Consider the following 17,901-nt stretch of genomic DNA (forward strand, 5'->3'; position numbering starts at 1 on the left):
TCACTCGTTTCCGGATTTTTTTATGCTCATTGGACAGGCCCTTGATTTGGTATCCCGTTACGATTCTCTGCGTAACCCACTGACTTCTCTGGGGGATTACCTCGACCCCGAACTCATCTCTCGTTGCCTTGCCGAATCAGGTACTGTAACGCTACGCAAGCGCCGTCTTCCCCTCGAAATGATGGTCTGGTGTATTGTTGGCATGGCGCTTGAGCGTAAAGAACCTCTTCACCAGATTGTGAATCGCCTGGACATCATGCTGCCGGGCAATCGCCCCTTCGTTGCCCCCAGTGCCGTTATTCAGGCCCGCCAGCGTCTGGGAAGTGAGGCTGTCCGCCGCGTGTTCACGAAAACAGCGCAGCTCTGGCATAACACCACGCCGCATCCGCACTGGTGCGGCCTGACCCTGCTGGCCATCGATGGTGTGTTCTGGCGCACACCGGATACACCAGAGAACGATGCAGCCTTCCCCCGCCAGACACATGCCGGGAACCCGGCGCTCTACCCGCAGGTCAAAATGGTCTGCCAGATGGAACTGACCAGCCATCTGCTGACGGCTGCAGCCTTCGGCACGATGAAGAACAGCGAAAATGAGCTTGCTGAGCAACTTATAGAACAAACCGGCGATAACACCCTGACGTTAATGGATAAAGGTTATTACTCACTGGGACTGTTAAATGCCTGGAGCCAGGCGGGAGAACACCGCCACTGGATGATCCCTCTCAGAAAGGGAGCGCAATATGAAGAGATCAGAAAACTGGGTAAAGGCGATCATCTGGTGAAGCTGAAAACCAGCCCGCAGGCACGAAAAAAGTGGCCGGGGCTGGGAAATGAGGTGACAGCCCGCCTGCTGACCGTGACGCGCAAAGGAAAAGTCTGCCATCTGCTGACGTCGATGACGGACGCCATGCGCTTCCCCGGAGGAGAAATGGCGGATCTGTACAGTCATCGCTGGGAAATCGAACTGGGATACAGGGAGATAAAACAGACGATGCAACTGAGCAGGCTGACGCTGAGAAGTAAAAAGCCGGAGCTTGTGGAGCAAGAGCTGTGGGGTGTCTTACTGGCTTATAATCTGGTGAGATATCAGATGATTAAAATGGCAGAACATCTGAAAGGTTACTGGCCGAATCAACTGAGTTTCTCAGAATCATGCGGAATGGTGATGAGAATGCTGATGACATTGCAGGGCGCTTCACCGGGACGTATACCGGAGCTGATGCGCGATCTTGCAAGTATGGGACAACTTGTGAAATTACCGACAAGAAGGGAAAGAGCCTTCCCGAGAGTGGTAAAGGAGAGGCCCTGGAAATACCCCACAGCCCCGAAAAAGAGCCAGTCAGTTGCTTAACTGACTGGCATTACCCCGGCGGCCCAACTTCCCTTATGAGTTTAAAATCGCCTTAGTGGAGCAGTCACTGCAGCCCGGAGCCTGTGTGGCGCAGATCGCCCGGGAAAACGGAATCAACGATAACCTGCTCTTCAACTGGCGCCATCAATACCGGAAAGGTGGCCTGCTGCCTTCCGGAAAAAATATGCCGGCACTGCTTCCCGTGACGTTAACGCCGGAGCCGGATAATAAAATCCCGGCCCCCGCACAGGAACCAGAGCAGATAAATACACCGTCCGACAGTCTGTGTTGTGAGCTGGTTCTGCCGGCCGGAACTCTCAGGCTTAAAGGTAAACTGACGCCGGCGTTATTACAGACACTTATCCGCGAAATAAAAGGGAGCAGCCACTGATGATATCTCTCCCTGCCGGTTCGCGTATCTGGCTGGTTGCAGGTATCACCGACATGCGGAATGGCTTTAACGGCCTGGCATCAAAAGTTCAGAACGTCCTGAAGGATGACCCGTTCTCCGGACACCTGTTCATCTTCCGCGGACGCCGGGGTGACCAGATAAAAGTGTTGTGGGCTGACAGTGACGGACTGTGCCTCTTCACCAAACGCCTGGAGCGGGGCCGCTTCGTCTGGCCAGTCACCCGTGACGGCAAGGTGCACCTTACTCCGGCTCAGTTATCCATGCTTCCTGAAGGTATCAACTGGAAGCACCCGAAACGAACGGAACGCGCTGGAATCCGCATATAACCCGTTGTAAAGTGAGGATATGGACACCTCACTTGCTCATGAGAACGCCCGCCTGCGGGCACTGTTGCAGACGCAACAGGACACCATCCGCCAGATGGCTGAATACAACCGCCTGCTCTCACAGCGGGTGGCGGCTTATGCTTCCGAAATCAACCGGCTGAAGGCGCTGGTTGCGAAACTGCAACGTATGCAGTTCGGTAAAAGCTCAGAAAAACTTCGTGCAAAAACCGAACGGCAGATACAGGAAGCTCAGGAGCGAATCAGCGCACTTCAGGAAGAAATGGCGGAAACGCTGGGTGAGCAATATGACCCGGTACTGCCATCCGCCCTGCGCCAGTCTTCAGCCCGTAAACCGTTACCGGCCTCACTTCCCCGTGAAACCCGGGTTATCCGGCCGGAAGAGGAATGCTGTCCTGCCTGTGGTGGTGAACTCAGTTCTCTGGGATGTGATGTGTCAGAGCAACTGGAGCTTATCAGCAGCGCCTTTAAGGTTATCGAAACACAACGTCCGAAACTGGCCTGTTGCCGGTGCGACCATATCGTGCAGGCACCAGTACCTTCAAAACCCATTGCACGCAGTTATGCCGGAGCGGGGCTTCTGGCCCATGTTGTCACCGGGAAATATGCAGACCATCTGCCGTTATACCGCCAGTCAGAAATATACCGTCGTCAGGGAGTGGAGCTGAGCCGTGCCACACTGGGGCGCTGGACCGGTGCCGTTGCTGAACTGCTGGAGCCGCTGTATGACGTCCTGCGCCAGTATGTGCTGATGCCCGGTAAAGTCCATGCCGATGATATCCCCGTCCCGGTCCAGGAGCCGGGCAGCGGTAAAACCCGGACAGCCCGGCTGTGGGTCTACGTCCGTGATGACCGCAACGCCGGTTCACAGATGCCCCCGGCGGTCTGGTTCGCGTACAGTCCGGACCGGAAAGGTATCCATCCACAAAATCACCTGGCCGGTTACAGCGGTGTGCTTCAGGCCGATGCTTACGGTGGTTACCGGGTGTTATACGAATCCGGCAGAATAACGGAAGCCGCGTGTATGGCTCATGCCCGGAGAAAAATCCACGATGTGCATGCAAGAGCGCCCACCGACATCACCACGGAAGCCCTGCAGCGTATCGGTGAACTGTATGCTATCGAGGCAGAGGTCCGGGGCTGTTCAGCAGAACAGCGTCTGGCGGCAAGAAAAGCCAGAGCCGCGCCACTGATGCAGTCACTGTATGACTGGATACAGCAACAGATGAAAACACTGTCGCGTCACTCAGATACGGCAAAAGCGTTCGCATACCTGCTGAAACAGTGGGATGCACTGAACGTGTACTGCAGTAATGGCTGGGTGGAAATCGACAACAACATCGCAGAGAACGCCTTACGGGGAGTGGCCGTAGGCCGGAAAAACTGGATGTTCGCGGGTTCCGACAGCGGTGGTGAACATGCGGCGGTGTTGTACTCGCTGATCGGCACATGCCGTCTGAACAATGTGGAGCCAGAAAAGTGGCTGCGTTACGTCATTGAACATATCCAGGACTGGCCGGCAAACCGGGTACGCGATCTGTTGCCCTGGAAAGTTGATCTGAGCTCTCAGTAAATATCAATACGGTTCTGACGAGCCGCTTACTGATGTGATGAACAAATTGCTTTTTCATCCGCACTGTGGGACTGCCGACAATCAAAACTGGCCGCCGTGGCAGAGAACGCTGGGAGAGTGATGATGAGAAATGCGGTAAGAATATTTTTCACTGGCTTAGCCTCCCGGGACGAATAACGGGTCCCGGAGCCATGGTCAGGGTTTTGTTGTTCAACAATCTGAACCCTATAGCCTCTCCGGTTTTCACTGACAGTTCACATGCGTAGTGAAAAGTCGTCCAGTTAATCCCCCGACGGTACTGACCATTGCCCGTCAGGAGCGCAGGTGAGACCAGGCGCTGCATATTATGTTTTCCCTGATCGAGAATAACCTTATCTACGTCGGTGTACTGCTTCTGTAGTTCTTTCAGTGCCAGCGGTCGGCAAATAAATTCGGCTACGCGTTGAGCTTCAGTCCAGTTTGTATAGGCAAAATTACGGTCATTCTTCCCTTTTACCTCACGATGAATGACGTTATTCAGATGTTCTACCTGGGCAGGATTCAACGAGACATTCGTTGCAAATGCAAATCCGGTATACATACAGGATATAGCGGTAATAACAACCAAACGCTTAAAAGTCATAAATACTCCGTTATGCATAAGATCCTACATTTACTGTGCTATTACAATGTATGAATATAAGTTCAAGGAATAGTCAATATGCTGCGCTGCGGCAATATTTTATGGTTAATCAGGCTATTCGGGTGTAGGCCTGAATATGCTGTAATGCAAATTTGCGCTTACATAAAATAAAATCTCTTCCGCCAATGGTGAGGCCTGTAGAAACTGGGATGGTCTGAGTGTTGGATAAGGATGGCGGTGAATACTTATGAATCAGTAAGGCAAAGTCAGCGGGGCTATCAGAATAACTTTGCCAGTAGGATGAAGCCAGGTAAGTCAACGTTTCGCACGATGTACCGCCTGTCTGTTAACAGGTTGTGTGGGTAAGGAAAAAATAAAAGCACATAATAAAAATACAATTAGGAATATTTATAAAGACGTTTTTAATTGCTTGATATTGCTGTGCTTATTTTTATTGTTTGGCAACATTCCCATTGTTTTTTATTCTCAATATATTGATCTGTATTGTTTTTTTTGATTTCGCAATTGCCTTAGTATCCGGTTAGAGAAGTATTATGATTAATTTGACTTTAACTGAATTGCGTGAGGGGATTATGAGTGACAGTTTCCAGCGGGAGATACCAAAGGCTCGTATTAATCTGAAATTAGAACTGCATACAGGGGGGGCGAGTAAAAAAACAGAATTACCCCTGAAGTTACTGGTTGCGGGTGATTTTAGTAATGGTCAGGAATCCGCGCCATTATCTGAGCGTAAAAAAGTTAATCTTAACAAAAATAATTTTGATGCAGTCCTTTCAGACTATTCCCCAAAAGTAAATCTTATCGTTAATAACACACTTGCTGATGACGGTAGCGAAGACAGCATCAGGTTGACATTTCAGAGCATAAAAGATTTCTCCCCGGAACAGGTATCCCGACAAATACCTCAGCTAAAAGCCATGCTTTCCATGCGTAATTTACTTCGTGATTTAAAAGCGAACCTTCTGGATAACCAGACGTTCCGTAAAGAACTGGAAAACATTTTGCTGGACCCGGCATTAAGTGCAGAACTCAAAGCAGAACTTTCAGCTTTGGCACCTAAACAGCCGTAACGGTCACGACGATTTAATGGATTAATAAGGAAAATGTTGATGTCTGTAAAAAATGAGAATGCCGCTGGTGGCGAGAGTGTGGTGCTTGAACGTCCTGCTGCAGGTGGAGTTTATGCCTCCCTGTTTGAAAAAATTAATCTGAACCCTGTCTCTGAGTTGAGTTCACTGGATATCTGGCAGGACGCCCAGGCGATGTCAGATGCCACTGCGGATGAACGTTTAACAGCCGGGATGCAGGTGTTTCTGGAGTGTTTGACAAAATCTGGCTCGAAAGTTGAAAAGCTCGACAAAAATCTGATTGATCACCATATCGCAGAACTGGATTACCAGATCAGCCGTCAGCTTGATGCCGTTATGCATCATGAGGACTTTCAGGCGGTAGAAAGTCTGTGGCGCGGCGTGAAATCGCTGGTCGATAAAACAGATTTCCGCCAGAACGTGAAAGTTGAGTTGTTGGATATATCTAAAGAAGACCTGCGTCAGGACTTTGAAGACAGCCCGGAAATTATCCAGAGTGGTTTGTACAAACACACATACATTGATGAGTATGATACGCCGGGCGGCGAGCCGATTGCCGCGCTGATTTCCGCTTATGAATTTGATGCATCTGCGCAGGACGTGGCGCTGATGCGTAATTTATCAAAAGTGTCCGCAGCGGCTCATATGCCATTTATCGGTTCTGCAGGCCCGAAATTTTTCCTGAAAGAGTCAATGGAAGATGTGGCAGCCATCAAAGATATCGGTAACTACTTTGACCGCGCCGAATACATTAAATGGAAAAGTTTCAGGGATACGGACGATTCCCGTTACCTGGGGCTGGTAATGCCACGTGTGCTGGGTCGCCTGCCGTATGGCCCGGACACTGTACCGGTTCGTAGTTTTAACTATGTTGAAGAGGTGAAAGGCCCGGATCACGATAAATACCTGTGGACTAATGCCTCTTTTGCTTTTGCGGCCAACATGGTGAAAAGCTTCATCAACAACGGTTGGTGTGTACAAATCCGTGGTCCACAGGCGGGTGGTGCAGTGCAGGATCTGCCAATTCACCTGTATGATCTTGGCACCGGCAACCAGGTAAAAATCCCGTCTGAGGTGATGATCCCGGAAACCCGCGAGTTCGAGTTCGCGAATCTTGGCTTCATTCCCCTGTCGTACTACAAAAACCGCGATTATGCGTGTTTCTTCTCGGCAAACTCCACTCAAAAACCCGCGCTCTACGATACCGCGGATGCCACTGCCAACAGCCGTATCAATGCGCGTCTGCCTTACATCTTCCTGCTATCGCGTATCGCTCATTACCTGAAGCTGATTCAACGTGAAAACATTGGTACTACCAAGGATCGTCGTTTGCTGGAATTGGAGCTGAACACCTGGGTTCGTGGTCTTGTGACCGAAATGACCGATCCGGGCGATGAGTTGCAGGCATCTCATCCGCTGCGTGACGCGAAAGTTGTGGTGGAAGACATTGACGATAATCCGGGCTTCTTCCGCGTGAAACTCTATGCCATACCGCACTTCCAGGTGGAAGGGATGGATATCAATCTCTCACTGGTTTCCCAGATGCCGAAAGCCAAGTCGTAAGGTGAGGGGAAATCAGGGATGAAAATTTTTCGCCCACTTTGGGAGGATGGGGCCGCGCTGGCTCCGCAGCAGTTCCAGCAGCAGGCACGCTGGAACGCACACATTGCCGATACCGTTGCAGGAATGGGAATTTCCCATCCCTGGGGCGTGGTGAATGCTGAATTTGACACCGCGGCTCTTGCATTGTCGCGCCTAAATGCCACCCGTCTGGAGGTACGTTTCCAGGACGGCACAATTGTTGATACCGACCTGGCGGATAATCTTCCGCCGGTCTGTGATTTAACTGTCGCAAACGGTTCTGAGGTCGTTGAAGTCGTTGTGGCGCTGCCGTTGTTGAGTGCCAGTGGTGGCAATCTGGATAACGGTCAGGATAGTGAGCGCCCGCGCCGCTGGAGAGCTGAACGTGTGGTGGTTCAGGAACTTGCCGGACATGAAAGTGGTGAACTGGCTATTTTGCGTAATGCCATCCCCCTTCGCTTATCTACGCAGGAAAATACCGCTTACCTGACCTGTCCGGTGGCTCGTCTGGCACGCAATGCGCAGGGGCAGTGGAATTGTGATCCGTCCTTTATCCCGCCGATGCTCTCGATTGCGGCAAGCCCTTCGCTTGTGGCTGAGCTGGGTGATCTGTTGGTTCGTCTGCAGGCACGACGTAAGCGCCTGATGGCGATGCGTCGCGAAAGCAACGAGCGTCTGGCTGATTTTGCCGTGGCCGATGTTTCCCTGTTCTGGCTGCTCAATGCCCTGAATAGCGCCGAACCTGTACTGAGCGAACTGTTGCAAACACCGGGGCGTCACCCGGAGTTGCTTTACCGTGAATTGACCCGTCTGGCGGGCAGCCTACTGACCTTTTCACTGGAGCACGATGCCAGTGATATTCCTGTTTATCAGCATGATGCGCCTAAACGTGTGTTCCCGCCGTTGCTGACACTGCTCGATAAACTGCTGGAGGCCAGTCTGCCCTCCCGGGTTATCAGTATTCAACTGGAACATGTCGATCAGCTCTGGAAAGGCGTGCTGCATGATGCCCGCTTGCGTGAAGGGGCTGATTTCTATCTTTCTGTACGCTCCTCCATGCCGAATCACGAACTGCAAGTGAAATTCCCGCAACTTTGCAAAGCGGGCAGTCTCGATGACGTTTCGGATGTGGTGAACGTGGCGCTGAGCGGCATGGTTATTAAACCACTCAGCCATGTGCCTGCGGCGATCCCTCTGCGCCTCGAAAACCAGTACTTCTCTTTGGATCTGAGTACCGATGCGGCGCGGGCGATGCTGGAAGCGGGGAGCTGTACCTTCTACACCCCGTGCTCACTGGGGGATGTGAAACTTGAACTCTTTGCGGTGTTACGCGCATGAATAATTCCAGTCTCAGCCAGATTGAACAGATTTTCTATCCGGGCTGGCTGATGGCCAGTCAGCTACGCGGTGGGCAAGAAGTTCGGGACGGGGAAGGGCTTTATCGCCGTGCCTGCCGTCTGGTTCATGAAGCGCAGAAGTCGCTTTCGGATGCAGGCTACAGTGATATCAGCCGGGAGCACATGGTATACGCCCTGTGCGCTCTGCTGGATGAAAGTGTTCTCAATCGGGGAACGGCTGACGATGGCTATTTGGCTTAGCGTCGCGATCCGTTGCAGGCTCATTTCTTCGGCACTCTGAATGCCGGTGAGATGTTGTGGGAGCGTATCCGTAATTTGTTGAAAGAGTCCTCACCGGATATGGCCGCGCTGACCTGTATGTACCGTACCCTACAACTGGGATTTGTCGGGCAGTATCGGGCGCAGGATGACGAACGCCGTGAAGACGTGGTGCGAGCGCTGAGGGAACGGGTGCCCGCTTTTACGCTTGCCCAGGATGCACCTATTGTCACCAGAGTATCCAGTCTGCGCAGCGGCCGCCGACTGTACTGGCTCTCCTGGATTATCGGGGCAGCAGTACTGGCTGCGCTGTGGTATTTCCTCTCATCCTCCCTCACCGAACTGGTGAGCCAGACGGTCAGACCGGAGTAAAGGATGCGTGAGGTTTACCGGAGTCTGTTAACCGTCCTGGCGGGTGTGCTGGCATTGTGGCTTATCCTGGGGTTCTGGCCGCTGTCGGCCGGGAGTCGCGTGGCGCTCAGCCTGCTGGTTATTCTGGTATGTGGGGTGATGCTCTGGCATCAGTACCGGACATCACAGATACAGGCTCCGGCGTTCGGGGAGTCACTGCCCACGGAGGATTTTCAGGGGGCTGTCATTCTGGTGTGTGGTGATAACCGCGCGCTTTTTGCTGAGGGGGTACAGCATCGTGAAACCCGTCAGGGCTGGTATCTGTGGGTAAAAGATGCAGAGCAACTGCCATTGCTGGCTCAATACCTGAGTCAGATTCGCCCGGCTCTGGTGTCACAGATCTCTGTGTTGCTGGCGGTTCTGCCTGAACGTCATACATCTGACGCTGACTTAACTCAAAGTCTGCGTGGTTGGCAGCGTGCCGTGATGCAATGCCGCGCTGCAACCGGACAACTCCCACCGTTGTGGGTAGTGAGCTGGCTGTCACCGCCTGCCGCCAGTGTTGATGCAGAGCCAGTCTGGTTTACCACTGTTAGCCAACGGGCAGGACTCCAGGTGTATCAACCAGGTCAGGGCAATTTGTCGCTGAGCGACTGGACTCGGGAAACGGCTTCGGGCGAGTGGCTGTCCCGCCTGAGCCAGATACTGTGGCTTGACAGTGGACTTGCCTGGCTGAACTCCGCTGTTAACAGCTTGCTGTCGGAGCGTCAGGGAGAACTGCCCGCTCTGAAGCCTTGTGTTCAAGGGTTGTGCATGGTTCCCGTGAGCGGTCTCGCCGGTAACCTCTGGCAACAACACATTGCCTCTGTTACTGCGCTGCCACCTGATACAGTGGAGAACGGTGAGCTTTTGCCGTTGCCTGATCTACTGCTGTCGGCGCTGCCGCGTCGTCGTGGCGTCAGTCGCCGGATGGTGTTCTGGCGCTACGCCGGGCTGTTGGGAGGCATTTTCCTTGCGCTGGCGATACTGGCGTCCTGGTGTAACAACCAGCGTTTGATCCGCAATGTCGGTGACCATCTTGCCTTATACCACCATCTCACCGACATCCCTCTCACACCTACACTCCAGGTGCAGCAGCGTCTGCGCGCTGATGGCGCTCTGCTGGATGACTGGCAGCAGCGCGGTGAACCTGTGCGCTATCGCTTCGGGTTATATCAGGGGCAGCGTCTGATACCTGCTGTTGAAGCCGTCGTAAATGATCAGGTGCTACCACCATCACTATCACCATCCTCGCTGCCGGTTATCAAAAAAATTGTCCAGGGACCAAAGACTATCCGCCTTGACAGCATGTCGCTGTTCGATTCCGGCAAATCGGCGCTGAAAGCCGGATCCACCAAAATGTTGGTTAATTCGCTGGTGGGCGTCAAGGCCATGCCGGGCTGGCTGATTGTGGTCGCCGGTCATACGGATAACACCGGCAATGCACAACGAAATCAGACGCTTTCTCAGAAACGTGCCGAAGCGGTGCGCGACTGGATGCATGACACCGGTGACGTGCCGGAAAGCTGTTTTGCGGTGCAGGGCTATGGCGAAAGCCGCCCGCTCGCAACTAATGATACCCCGGAAGGCCGTGCGCTCAACCGCCGTGTCGAAATCAGTCTGGTATCGCAGGCTAATGCCTGTCAGATGCCAGGTCACACCCTGGCGTCATCACAGGATGATGCCGCATCACAACATAATAGAGAGTAATTCCATGGCAATTCCTGTTTATCTTTGGCTGAAGGACGATGGCGGCGCGGACATCAAAGGGTCTGTGGACGTTCAGGATCGTGAAGGCAGCATCGAAGTGGTGGCTCAGGAACACAACCTGTACATCCCGATTGATAACAACACAGGCAAGCTGACCGGCACCCGAATCCACACTCCGTTCCTGTTTACCAAGGAAATCGATTCCTCCAGCCCATACCTGTACAAGGCGGTGACCACCGGACAGACCCTCAAGTCTGCAGAATTCAAGTGGTACAAAATTAACGATGCGGGTCAGGAGGTCGAGTACTTCAACACTAAGCTCGAGAACGTAAAAGTGGTGAAGGTGAATCCTGTCATGCACGACATCAAAGATCCTTCTTTCGAGAAGCACAACCACCTTGAGCAGATCGAACTGCGCTACGAAAAAATCACCTGGACCTACAAAGACGGCAACATCATTCATTCCGATTCATGGAACGAACGCGCTACAGCGTAAGTCACGAGCGGGCAGAGTTTCTCTGCCCGCTTTTTCGTTTTTGCTGAACGTCTGAAGTCAACGGGCTTTCAGCAAAGAACCCACAATCTGCCAGCCTGACCGTATGCGCTTAGGTCTCCTTCTCAGGAAATAGCGAGGGGCGGTAGCGTGCCCAGGAACCGATAAAGAGAGAAATTTATGGAAAATCCAGCCATCCTGCTGCGACGTCTGAACCCATACTGTGCTCGTGCGATGGAAGGGGCGGCTTCGCTCTGCCAGACCCGTGCGCATACGGAAATTCTGCCGGAGCACTGGCTGCTGAAACTGCTGGAGCAGGGCGAGGGCGATCTTACGGTGCTGGCACGTCGCTACGAGTGGGACATGGACTGTCTCTGGCAGGATTTGCTTGGCTGGCTCGACAAACAACCGCGCTCAGTGCTCCGTCGTCCGCAGCTTTCAGCAAACATCCAGACGCTGATGCAAGAAGCCTGGCTGATTGCCTCACTGGCAGGCGAAGAACAGATCCGAAGTCACCACCTGATGATGGCACTGGTTGATAAGCAGAACCTGGTGCGTTGCGATGGTCTGTGGCCATTACTGACCCTGGGCCAGAGTCAGTTGGAACGCCTGCGCCCGTTACTGGATGCCCAGTCAGATGAGCGTCCTGAAGTGCAGCAGGAAGCGGAACTGGCGTCTGTTAGAAGTCCTGTTGGTGCGGAGTTAAAAGAGGGGGAACTCAGCCCGGTACTGCAGAACGTGCTGGATAAGTTTACTCTCGACGTCACTGCCAAAGCCCGCGAAGGCAAAATCGATCCGGTATTTGGGCGTGATACTGAAATCCGCCAGATGGTGGACATTCTTTCTCGCCGCCGAAAAAACAACCCGATCCTGGTCGGTGAGCCGGGTGTCGGTAAAACGGCACTGGTAGAAGGGTTGGCGCTCAGAATCGCTGAAGGCAATGTGCCGGAGTCGCTCAAACCTGTCGTGCTACGCACTCTTGATCTTGGTCTGTTGCAGGCTGGTGCGGGCGTGAAGGGGGAATTTGAACAGCGTCTGAAAAACGTGATTGATGCTGTGCAGCAGTCACCAGTACCGATTTTGCTGTTTATTGATGAAGCGCACACGATCATCGGCGCAGGCAACCAGGCTGGTGGCGCGGATGCCGCCAACCTGTTGAAACCGGCACTGGCGCGCGGCGAATTACGAACCATTGCTGCCACTACCTGGTCTGAATACAAACAATTTTTCGAACGCGATGCCGCACTTGAGCGCCGCTTTCAGATGGTGAAGGTGGATGAACCCGACGATGACACCGCCTGCCTGATGCTGCGTGGTCTGAAATCTCGCTACGCCGGACACCATAATGTGCATATCACCGACGATGCGGTTCGTGCTGCTGTCGCGCTTTCCCGACGTTATCTTACAGGCCGCCAACTACCGGACAAAGCCGTTGACCTGCTCGACACCGCAAGCGCCCGCGTGCGCATGAGCCTCGACACCGTGCCTGAACAATTGATCCGTACCCGTTCCCGGATTACCGCTCTTGAAATGGAGAGGCTGGCACTACAGGAAGACATTGCCGTCGGCAATCAAAACCACGGTGAACGCCTGGCGGCAATCGAACAGGAGGAGAAAAAATTCTTTATTGAACTCGAGGAGCTGGAAACCCGATACGGTCAGGAGCGGGAACTTACTGAACAACTGTTGGAAAGCCGTCAGGAGATTTCTCGTCAGAGTGAAACTTACGTCCTGCAACAGAAGTTGAACGGTATGCAGCACAGCAACCCGTTACTCTCCGTCGATGTGGATGTGCGTACCGTTGCTACCGTGATTGCTGACTGGACGGGCGTCCCGCTGTCGTCACTGATGAAAGACGAGCAGAGCGAACTGCTGACGCTGGAAAACGAAATCGGTAAACGCGTAGTTGGGCAGAATGTGGCGCTTGAAGCCATCGCCCGGCGCCTGCGAGCCGCGAAAACAGGCCTCACTTCGGAGAATGGCCCACAGGGTGTGTTCCTACTGGTTGGCCCAAGTGGTGTAGGGAAAACCGAAACGGCGCTGGCGCTGGCTGACGTCATGTACGGCGGTGAAAAATCACTGATTACCATCAACCTGTCGGAATACCAGGAGCCGCACACCGTCTCCCAACTGAAAGGCTCTCCTCCAGGCTACGTCGGCTACGGGCAGGGGGGCATCCTCACCGAAGCGGTGCGCAAGCGTCCGTACAGCGTGGTGCTGCTCGATGAAGTTGAAAAAGCGCATCGTGATGTGATGAACCTGTTCTATCAGGTCTTTGACCGTGGCTTTATGCGCGACGGCGAAGGCCGTGAAATCGACTTCCGTAATACCGTTATTCTGATGACCTCCAATCTTGGCAGCGACCATTTGATGCAGTTGCTCAATGAAAAACCGGAAGCTACCGAAGCAGATCTGCACGAACTGCTGCGCCCGATCCTGTGCGAACACTTCCAGCCTGCGCTGCTTGCCCGCTTCCAGACAGTGATTTATCGCCCGCTAACGGAAGCGGCGATGCGTGCCATCGTGGCAATGAAACTCTTACAGGTCAGCACGCGCTTGCATCGTCACTATGGCCTGACCACATATGTTGACGAGAGTCTGTATGACGCTTTGACCAGTGCCTGCCTGCTACCGGACACCGGAGCGCGCAATATCGACAACCTGCTCAACCAGCAAATTTTGCCGGTACTGAGTCAGCAACTGCTGATTCATATGGCGGCGAAACAAAAGCCGGTTTCGCTGACGCTGGGCTGGAATGATGATGAAGGGATTGGACTGGAGTTTAAACCTGGCTAAAGGAGCTAAGTGATTATCCGATGGGACTGCAGGCACAGATTATTGCTGATAATTTTGTACTGCAAAAATTTGGGTATTTTGAAATGAGACTGTTGCCATTAAAGGTCATTATTAGTGCCGTTGGGCTGGAGCCATAATCACTCTTTTTCTTATCGGCTGAGTCCCCTTATTTAATCCCGCCATCAGCCCGTTGGTAACAGCGTCATGAACAACGGGTTATCCTATGGAGCCAATATTATGAGTCTGACAGAGACGCTGAATAACGCCCTGTCTGCATTAACTGAAGGCGGGCTGAACCGCTACCGTCTGGATATTCCGTCCTGTACCGCATCGCCGGATGTGGAGGCTTTCAGTGGTGAGGAGTGCATGAGCGGGCTGTATCAGTACACCGTTCTGTTTACCAGCAGTGACCTGAACATCAGTACATCGCAGTTACTGAGTAAACCGGCGACACTGACCATGGGGACCGGGCCACTGATGACACTGACCGGCCGTATATCGCCCACGCCCTGCACGACTCCCGCCACGCAGACCCCGTCACCGAAGCCAACAACACGCGGAATGTAATCCGCACCGCCGGTCTGAACAAACTGCGGATGGAGGACAGGCGCGGTGAGGAGCATATCAAGCTCAGTACGGAGTACGGGGGCAAGACGCAGCTTAATCTGGGGCATAACGTGGATGCCTCCCGTGAACTGCGCGGGGAAGGGGCAGAGCTGCGCACGGACAGGCATATATCGATTCGCGGAGGTGCCGGAGTATTTATCACCGCCGATAAACAGGCATTTGCCAGCGATAAGATGCTGTCAATGCAGGAGGCCATTGCCCAACTGGAAAATGCCCTGAGTATTGCCAGAACGCTGTCAGATGCGGCAGAAACGGCGCAGGCGTATCCGGCGGATATCCGGAGTCAGAAAATGCTGACGGATGCCCTGACGGACCTGGCACAGCCGGGGATGGTCCTGAATGCACCACAAGGCGTCAGCATCAGCAGTCCGGAAGGTGTGCGCGTTTCCTCGGGCAGTGTCAGCGTGGGGATTATGTCCCAACAGAATACGGATATCAGTGCACTGAAGCGTTTTACGGTGGCAGCGGGTGAAGCCATCAGTATGCTGGCCTGTAAGACGGGGATGAAACTGTTCGCCGCGAAGGGAAAAGTTGAAATCCAGGCGCAGGATGATGCGCTGGATGCGGCAGCGAAAAAAGATGTGACCGTGACCAGTACAGAGGGACGGGTTGAAATCACTGCTGCGAAAGATGTCGTGCTGAAAAATCTGGACGGGTCGTTCATTCAGTTGCAGGGTAAAAATATTATTCTGGGCTGTGAAGGTAATATTTTGTGGAAATGTGTTAACGCTCAGAAGATGGGGGCCGCTTCGCTGAATACGCCAACCCCTGAATTTCCGAAAGGATACGGTGGTATTTACTCTCTGACTGATGAAAACGGGAATATTATCTCACAGACTGAGTATAAAGTGACGACGGCTGACGGGCAGGTGTTTCATGGTATTTCAGATGACAATGGTAAAACGTTGCCAATTTATACTTCAATGCCCAGCAAATTAAACATTGAGATCCTTGGAACCGGTAATTCTGCAGCAGGGAGCAAATAAGCATGAGTGATTTCCATGCTTGGGAAGCCAGTGAGTGCGAGCACTTTACTGATGTGAATGTGTCAGAGAAAACAGTTGTCTGTAAGCGTAAACCTGTACCAGGTATTACGATTACTATCGGGATGTTTTTTGATGGTACAGGGAATAATGATCTTACCCACCAATAGTGGACACAGGACTAAGTGAGTAAACTCTCAACCAGAGGTGACTCATGACAAAACCAGTATCAATCAGCAAGAAGCCCCGTAAACAACATACGCCTGAATTTCGTAACGAAGCCCTGAAACTCGCTGAACGCATCGGTGTGGCCGCCGCAGCCCGTGAACTCAGCCTGTATGAATCTCAGCTTTATGCCTGGCGCAGTAAACAGCAGCAACAAATGAGTTCGTCAGAGCGCGAAAGCGAACTGGCCGCTGAAAATGTCCGCCTTAAACGACAACTGGCGGAGCAGGCTGAGGAACTGGCCATCCTCCAAAAGGCCGCGACATACTTCGCGAAGCGCCTGAAATGAAGTATGTCTTCATCGAAAATCATCGGGCAGAGTTCAGCATCAAAGCGATGTGTCGTGTACTTCGGGTTGCCCGCAGCGGCTGGTATGTCTGGCTCAGGCGTCGTCACCAGATGAGCCTGCGCCAACAGTTTCGGCTCACCTGCGATACCGCTGTTCATAAGGCATTCTTTGAGGCAAAGCAGCGATACGGTGCTCCCCGCCTTGCTGACGAACTGCCGGAGTTCAATATTAAAACCATTGCCGCCAGCCTGCGTCGTCAGGGGCTGCGGGCGAAAGCCGGCCGGAAGTTCAGCCCGGTCAGCTACCGTGCACATGGCCTGCCCGTATTGGAGAATCTGCTGGAGCAGGACTTCAGCGCCAGCGGCCCGAACCAGAAGTGGGCGGGTGACATCACGTACTTGCGTACCGATGAGGGCTGGTTGTATCTCGCAGTAGTCATCGACCTGTGGTCACGCGCCGTTATTGGCTGGTCGATGTCACCGCGAATGACAGCACAACTGGCCTGTGATGCACTGCAAATGGCGTTGTGGCGGAGAAGACGCCCGGAAAGCGTCATTGTTCATACGGACCGTGGTGGTCAATACTGTTCAGGGGATTATCAGGCGCTGCTGAAGCGACACAACCTGCGTGGCAGTATGAGTGCGAAAGGCAACTGTTATGACAATGCCTGTGTGGAAAGCTTCTTTCATTCGCTGAAGGTGGAATGTATCCACGGGGAACGCTTTAGCAGCCGGGAAATAATGCGGGCAACGGTGTTTAATTATATCGAGTGTGATTACAATCGCTGGCGTCGTCACAGTGCCTGTGGCGGTCTCAGCCCGGAACAATTTGAAAACCATAATCTCGCTTAGGGCCGTGTCCACATTACGTGGGTAGGATCAGATGTGCTTTCTGCCATACCCATGCCAGTAAAAAGGTGGAAATCTTTTGTCGGCGGGATGTGTACCATGCTGGTGATAAGTGCAGTAATAGTATGGGCCTGGCAGTATTTTCACCGTCCAGACCCGCTACAAGCTCAACTTACGGCCTCTTTGGCACCGTTACCCACAATACTCACGCCAGAACAACTGGATATATTGCGCCAGCAATCTCCATTGCCACAAACTTTAATTACGCAAACACAGCAGCAGCTTGCACTTCTCGATAAGCTACCACCGGACTGGCTCATCACCAGAGGTCGGCAGCTTGTCGAACAGGCTCAGGCGATTTGGCCGGAGCGGGCAAAGCCCCTGATACAGCAGTGGCAGCAACAACTTAATGTTGCCGCATTGCCGACAGGAAACCTGAATGGCTGGCATCAGGGAATGATGACGCTACAGAGACTGAGTGAACGGCTGAACGGGTTGGATGAGCATAAGGGGAAATACATGACGGTCAGTGAACTGAAATCAGTGGTGTATTCCGCTATGCAGCTATTTAACCAATCCATACCGGCTGAAGAACAACTGCGGGTACTGGCGCAATTGCCGGTAGGACAGCCACTCCCTCCTGCAACAGAGGCTCAGGCAGAGATGCACCTGAAGCAGCTTATCGCCAGGTATGCCGACATTAGACAGAACACTTCGAAGATAAAAGGTGTGAATGTTTATGAATGACCTGTAGCAACGGCCAGAAATTTACCGTAGCCAGAAAAAGAAAAAGCCCCGCTTTTCAGCGAGACCTTATGAATAGTGGTGCCCGGACTCGGAATCGAACCAAGGACACGGGGATTTTCAATCCCCTGCTCTACCGACTGAGCTATCCGGGCAACGGGGCGCATTAAACCTGATTCGCCTCGTCT

At 53.0% G+C, this 17,901-nt stretch carries 13 protein-coding genes, 1 tRNA gene and 4 pseudogenes; 16 read left to right on the forward strand and 2 right to left on the reverse strand.

Features of this window, described 5'->3' with window-relative positions:
• Nucleotides 1–22: 22 nt before the first annotated feature.
• The 4 genes and pseudogenes from C1192_RS20640 to C1192_RS20655 all read left to right on the forward strand — a co-directional run bounded on the left by C1192_RS20640 (nt 23) and on the right by C1192_RS20655 (nt 3,680).
• Complete coding sequence (locus C1192_RS20640) at nt 23–1,351, forward strand: IS4-like element IS4 family transposase (RefSeq protein ID WP_103194760.1); 1,329 nt, start codon at nt 23–25, stop codon at nt 1,349–1,351.
• A gap of 13 nt (nt 1,352–1,364) precedes the next feature.
• Nucleotides 1,365–1,742, forward strand: a pseudogene (tnpA, locus tag C1192_RS20645) (IS66-like element accessory protein TnpA); the annotation flags it as partial.
• Entirely contained in the window at nt 1,742–2,089 is a 348-nt protein-coding gene (tnpB, locus tag C1192_RS20650; protein WP_069906977.1) for an IS66 family insertion sequence element accessory protein TnpB, read from the forward strand. The pseudogene tnpA and the gene tnpB, both read left to right, overlap by 1 nt.
• A gap of 19 nt (nt 2,090–2,108) precedes the next feature.
• Nucleotides 2,109–3,680: an IS66-like element ISCro1 family transposase gene (locus C1192_RS20655; RefSeq protein WP_103194767.1), complete on the forward strand. Its 1,572-nt coding sequence runs from the start codon at nt 2,109–2,111 to the stop codon at nt 3,678–3,680.
• Between the two features lie 148 nt (nt 3,681–3,828).
• Here C1192_RS20655 and C1192_RS20660 read toward each other — a convergent pair whose 3' ends face one another.
• Nucleotides 3,829–4,302, reverse strand: coding sequence for a hypothetical protein (locus C1192_RS20660; RefSeq protein ID WP_000143249.1), 474 nt, complete (start codon nt 4,300–4,302; stop codon nt 3,829–3,831).
• Between the two features lie 593 nt (nt 4,303–4,895).
• Between C1192_RS20660 and tssB the strand changes: the two genes are divergently transcribed.
• From tssB to C1192_RS20715, 12 genes and pseudogenes are all read left to right on the forward strand, one after another.
• Nucleotides 4,896–5,393 (forward strand): type VI secretion system contractile sheath small subunit, encoded by a 498-nt coding sequence (tssB, locus tag C1192_RS20665; protein ID WP_016249187.1) that lies wholly within the window; start codon nt 4,896–4,898, stop codon nt 5,391–5,393.
• A gap of 33 nt (nt 5,394–5,426) precedes the next feature.
• The gene (tssC, locus tag C1192_RS20670) at nt 5,427–6,974 is read left to right on the forward strand and encodes a type VI secretion system contractile sheath large subunit (RefSeq protein WP_038354806.1); all 1,548 of its coding nucleotides are present in this window, start codon (nt 5,427–5,429) and stop codon (nt 6,972–6,974) included.
• An 18-nt stretch (nt 6,975–6,992) separates the two neighbouring features.
• Nucleotides 6,993–8,330, forward strand: coding sequence for a type VI secretion system baseplate subunit TssK (tssK, locus tag C1192_RS20675; protein WP_038354805.1), 1,338 nt, complete (start codon nt 6,993–6,995; stop codon nt 8,328–8,330).
• Nucleotides 8,327–8,980: pseudogene (gene tssL, locus C1192_RS20680) on the forward strand (type VI secretion system protein TssL, short form). The gene tssK and the pseudogene tssL overlap by 4 nt, the downstream one beginning before the upstream one ends.
• A 3-nt stretch (nt 8,981–8,983) precedes the next feature.
• Entirely contained in the window at nt 8,984–10,708 is a 1,725-nt protein-coding gene (locus C1192_RS20685; RefSeq protein ID WP_077784534.1) for an OmpA family protein, read from the forward strand.
• A gap of 4 nt (nt 10,709–10,712) precedes the next feature.
• Nucleotides 10,713–11,204, forward strand: coding sequence for a type VI secretion system effector Hcp (hcp, locus tag C1192_RS20690; protein WP_038354804.1), 492 nt, complete (start codon nt 10,713–10,715; stop codon nt 11,202–11,204).
• A gap of 177 nt (nt 11,205–11,381) precedes the next feature.
• The gene (gene tssH / locus C1192_RS20695; protein ID WP_038354803.1) at nt 11,382–13,997 is read left to right on the forward strand and encodes a type VI secretion system ATPase TssH; all 2,616 of its coding nucleotides are present in this window, start codon (nt 11,382–11,384) and stop codon (nt 13,995–13,997) included.
• A gap of 237 nt (nt 13,998–14,234) precedes the next feature.
• Nucleotides 14,235–14,564: a hypothetical protein gene (locus C1192_RS25740; protein ID WP_038354802.1), complete on the forward strand. Its 330-nt coding sequence runs from the start codon at nt 14,235–14,237 to the stop codon at nt 14,562–14,564.
• A pseudogene (locus C1192_RS20700) lies at nt 14,477–15,610 on the forward strand (DUF2345 domain-containing protein); the annotation flags it as partial. The gene C1192_RS25740 and the pseudogene C1192_RS20700, both read left to right, overlap by 88 nt.
• 2 nt (nt 15,611–15,612) lie before the next feature.
• The gene (locus C1192_RS20705) at nt 15,613–15,777 is read left to right on the forward strand and encodes a hypothetical protein (RefSeq protein ID WP_154663961.1); all 165 of its coding nucleotides are present in this window, start codon (nt 15,613–15,615) and stop codon (nt 15,775–15,777) included.
• A 44-nt stretch (nt 15,778–15,821) separates the two neighbouring features.
• A protein-coding gene (locus C1192_RS20710) for an IS3-like element ISEc16 family transposase (RefSeq protein WP_103194781.1) occupies nt 15,822–16,972 on the forward strand; the annotation gives its coding sequence in 2 pieces (ribosomal slippage) (nt 15,822–16,083 and nt 16,083–16,972; 1,152 coding nt in all).
• 30 nt (nt 16,973–17,002) lie between these two features.
• A pseudogene (locus tag C1192_RS20715) lies at nt 17,003–17,716 on the forward strand (VasL domain-containing protein); the annotation flags it as partial.
• Between the two features lie 76 nt (nt 17,717–17,792).
• Here C1192_RS20715 and C1192_RS20720 read toward each other — a convergent pair.
• Nucleotides 17,793–17,868 (reverse strand) — tRNA-Phe (locus tag C1192_RS20720).
• Nucleotides 17,869–17,901: the final 33 nt, after the last annotated feature.

It is taken from the genome of Escherichia marmotae (assembly GCF_002900365.1).
GTDB classification, from domain to species: domain Bacteria; phylum Pseudomonadota; class Gammaproteobacteria; order Enterobacterales; family Enterobacteriaceae; genus Escherichia; species Escherichia marmotae.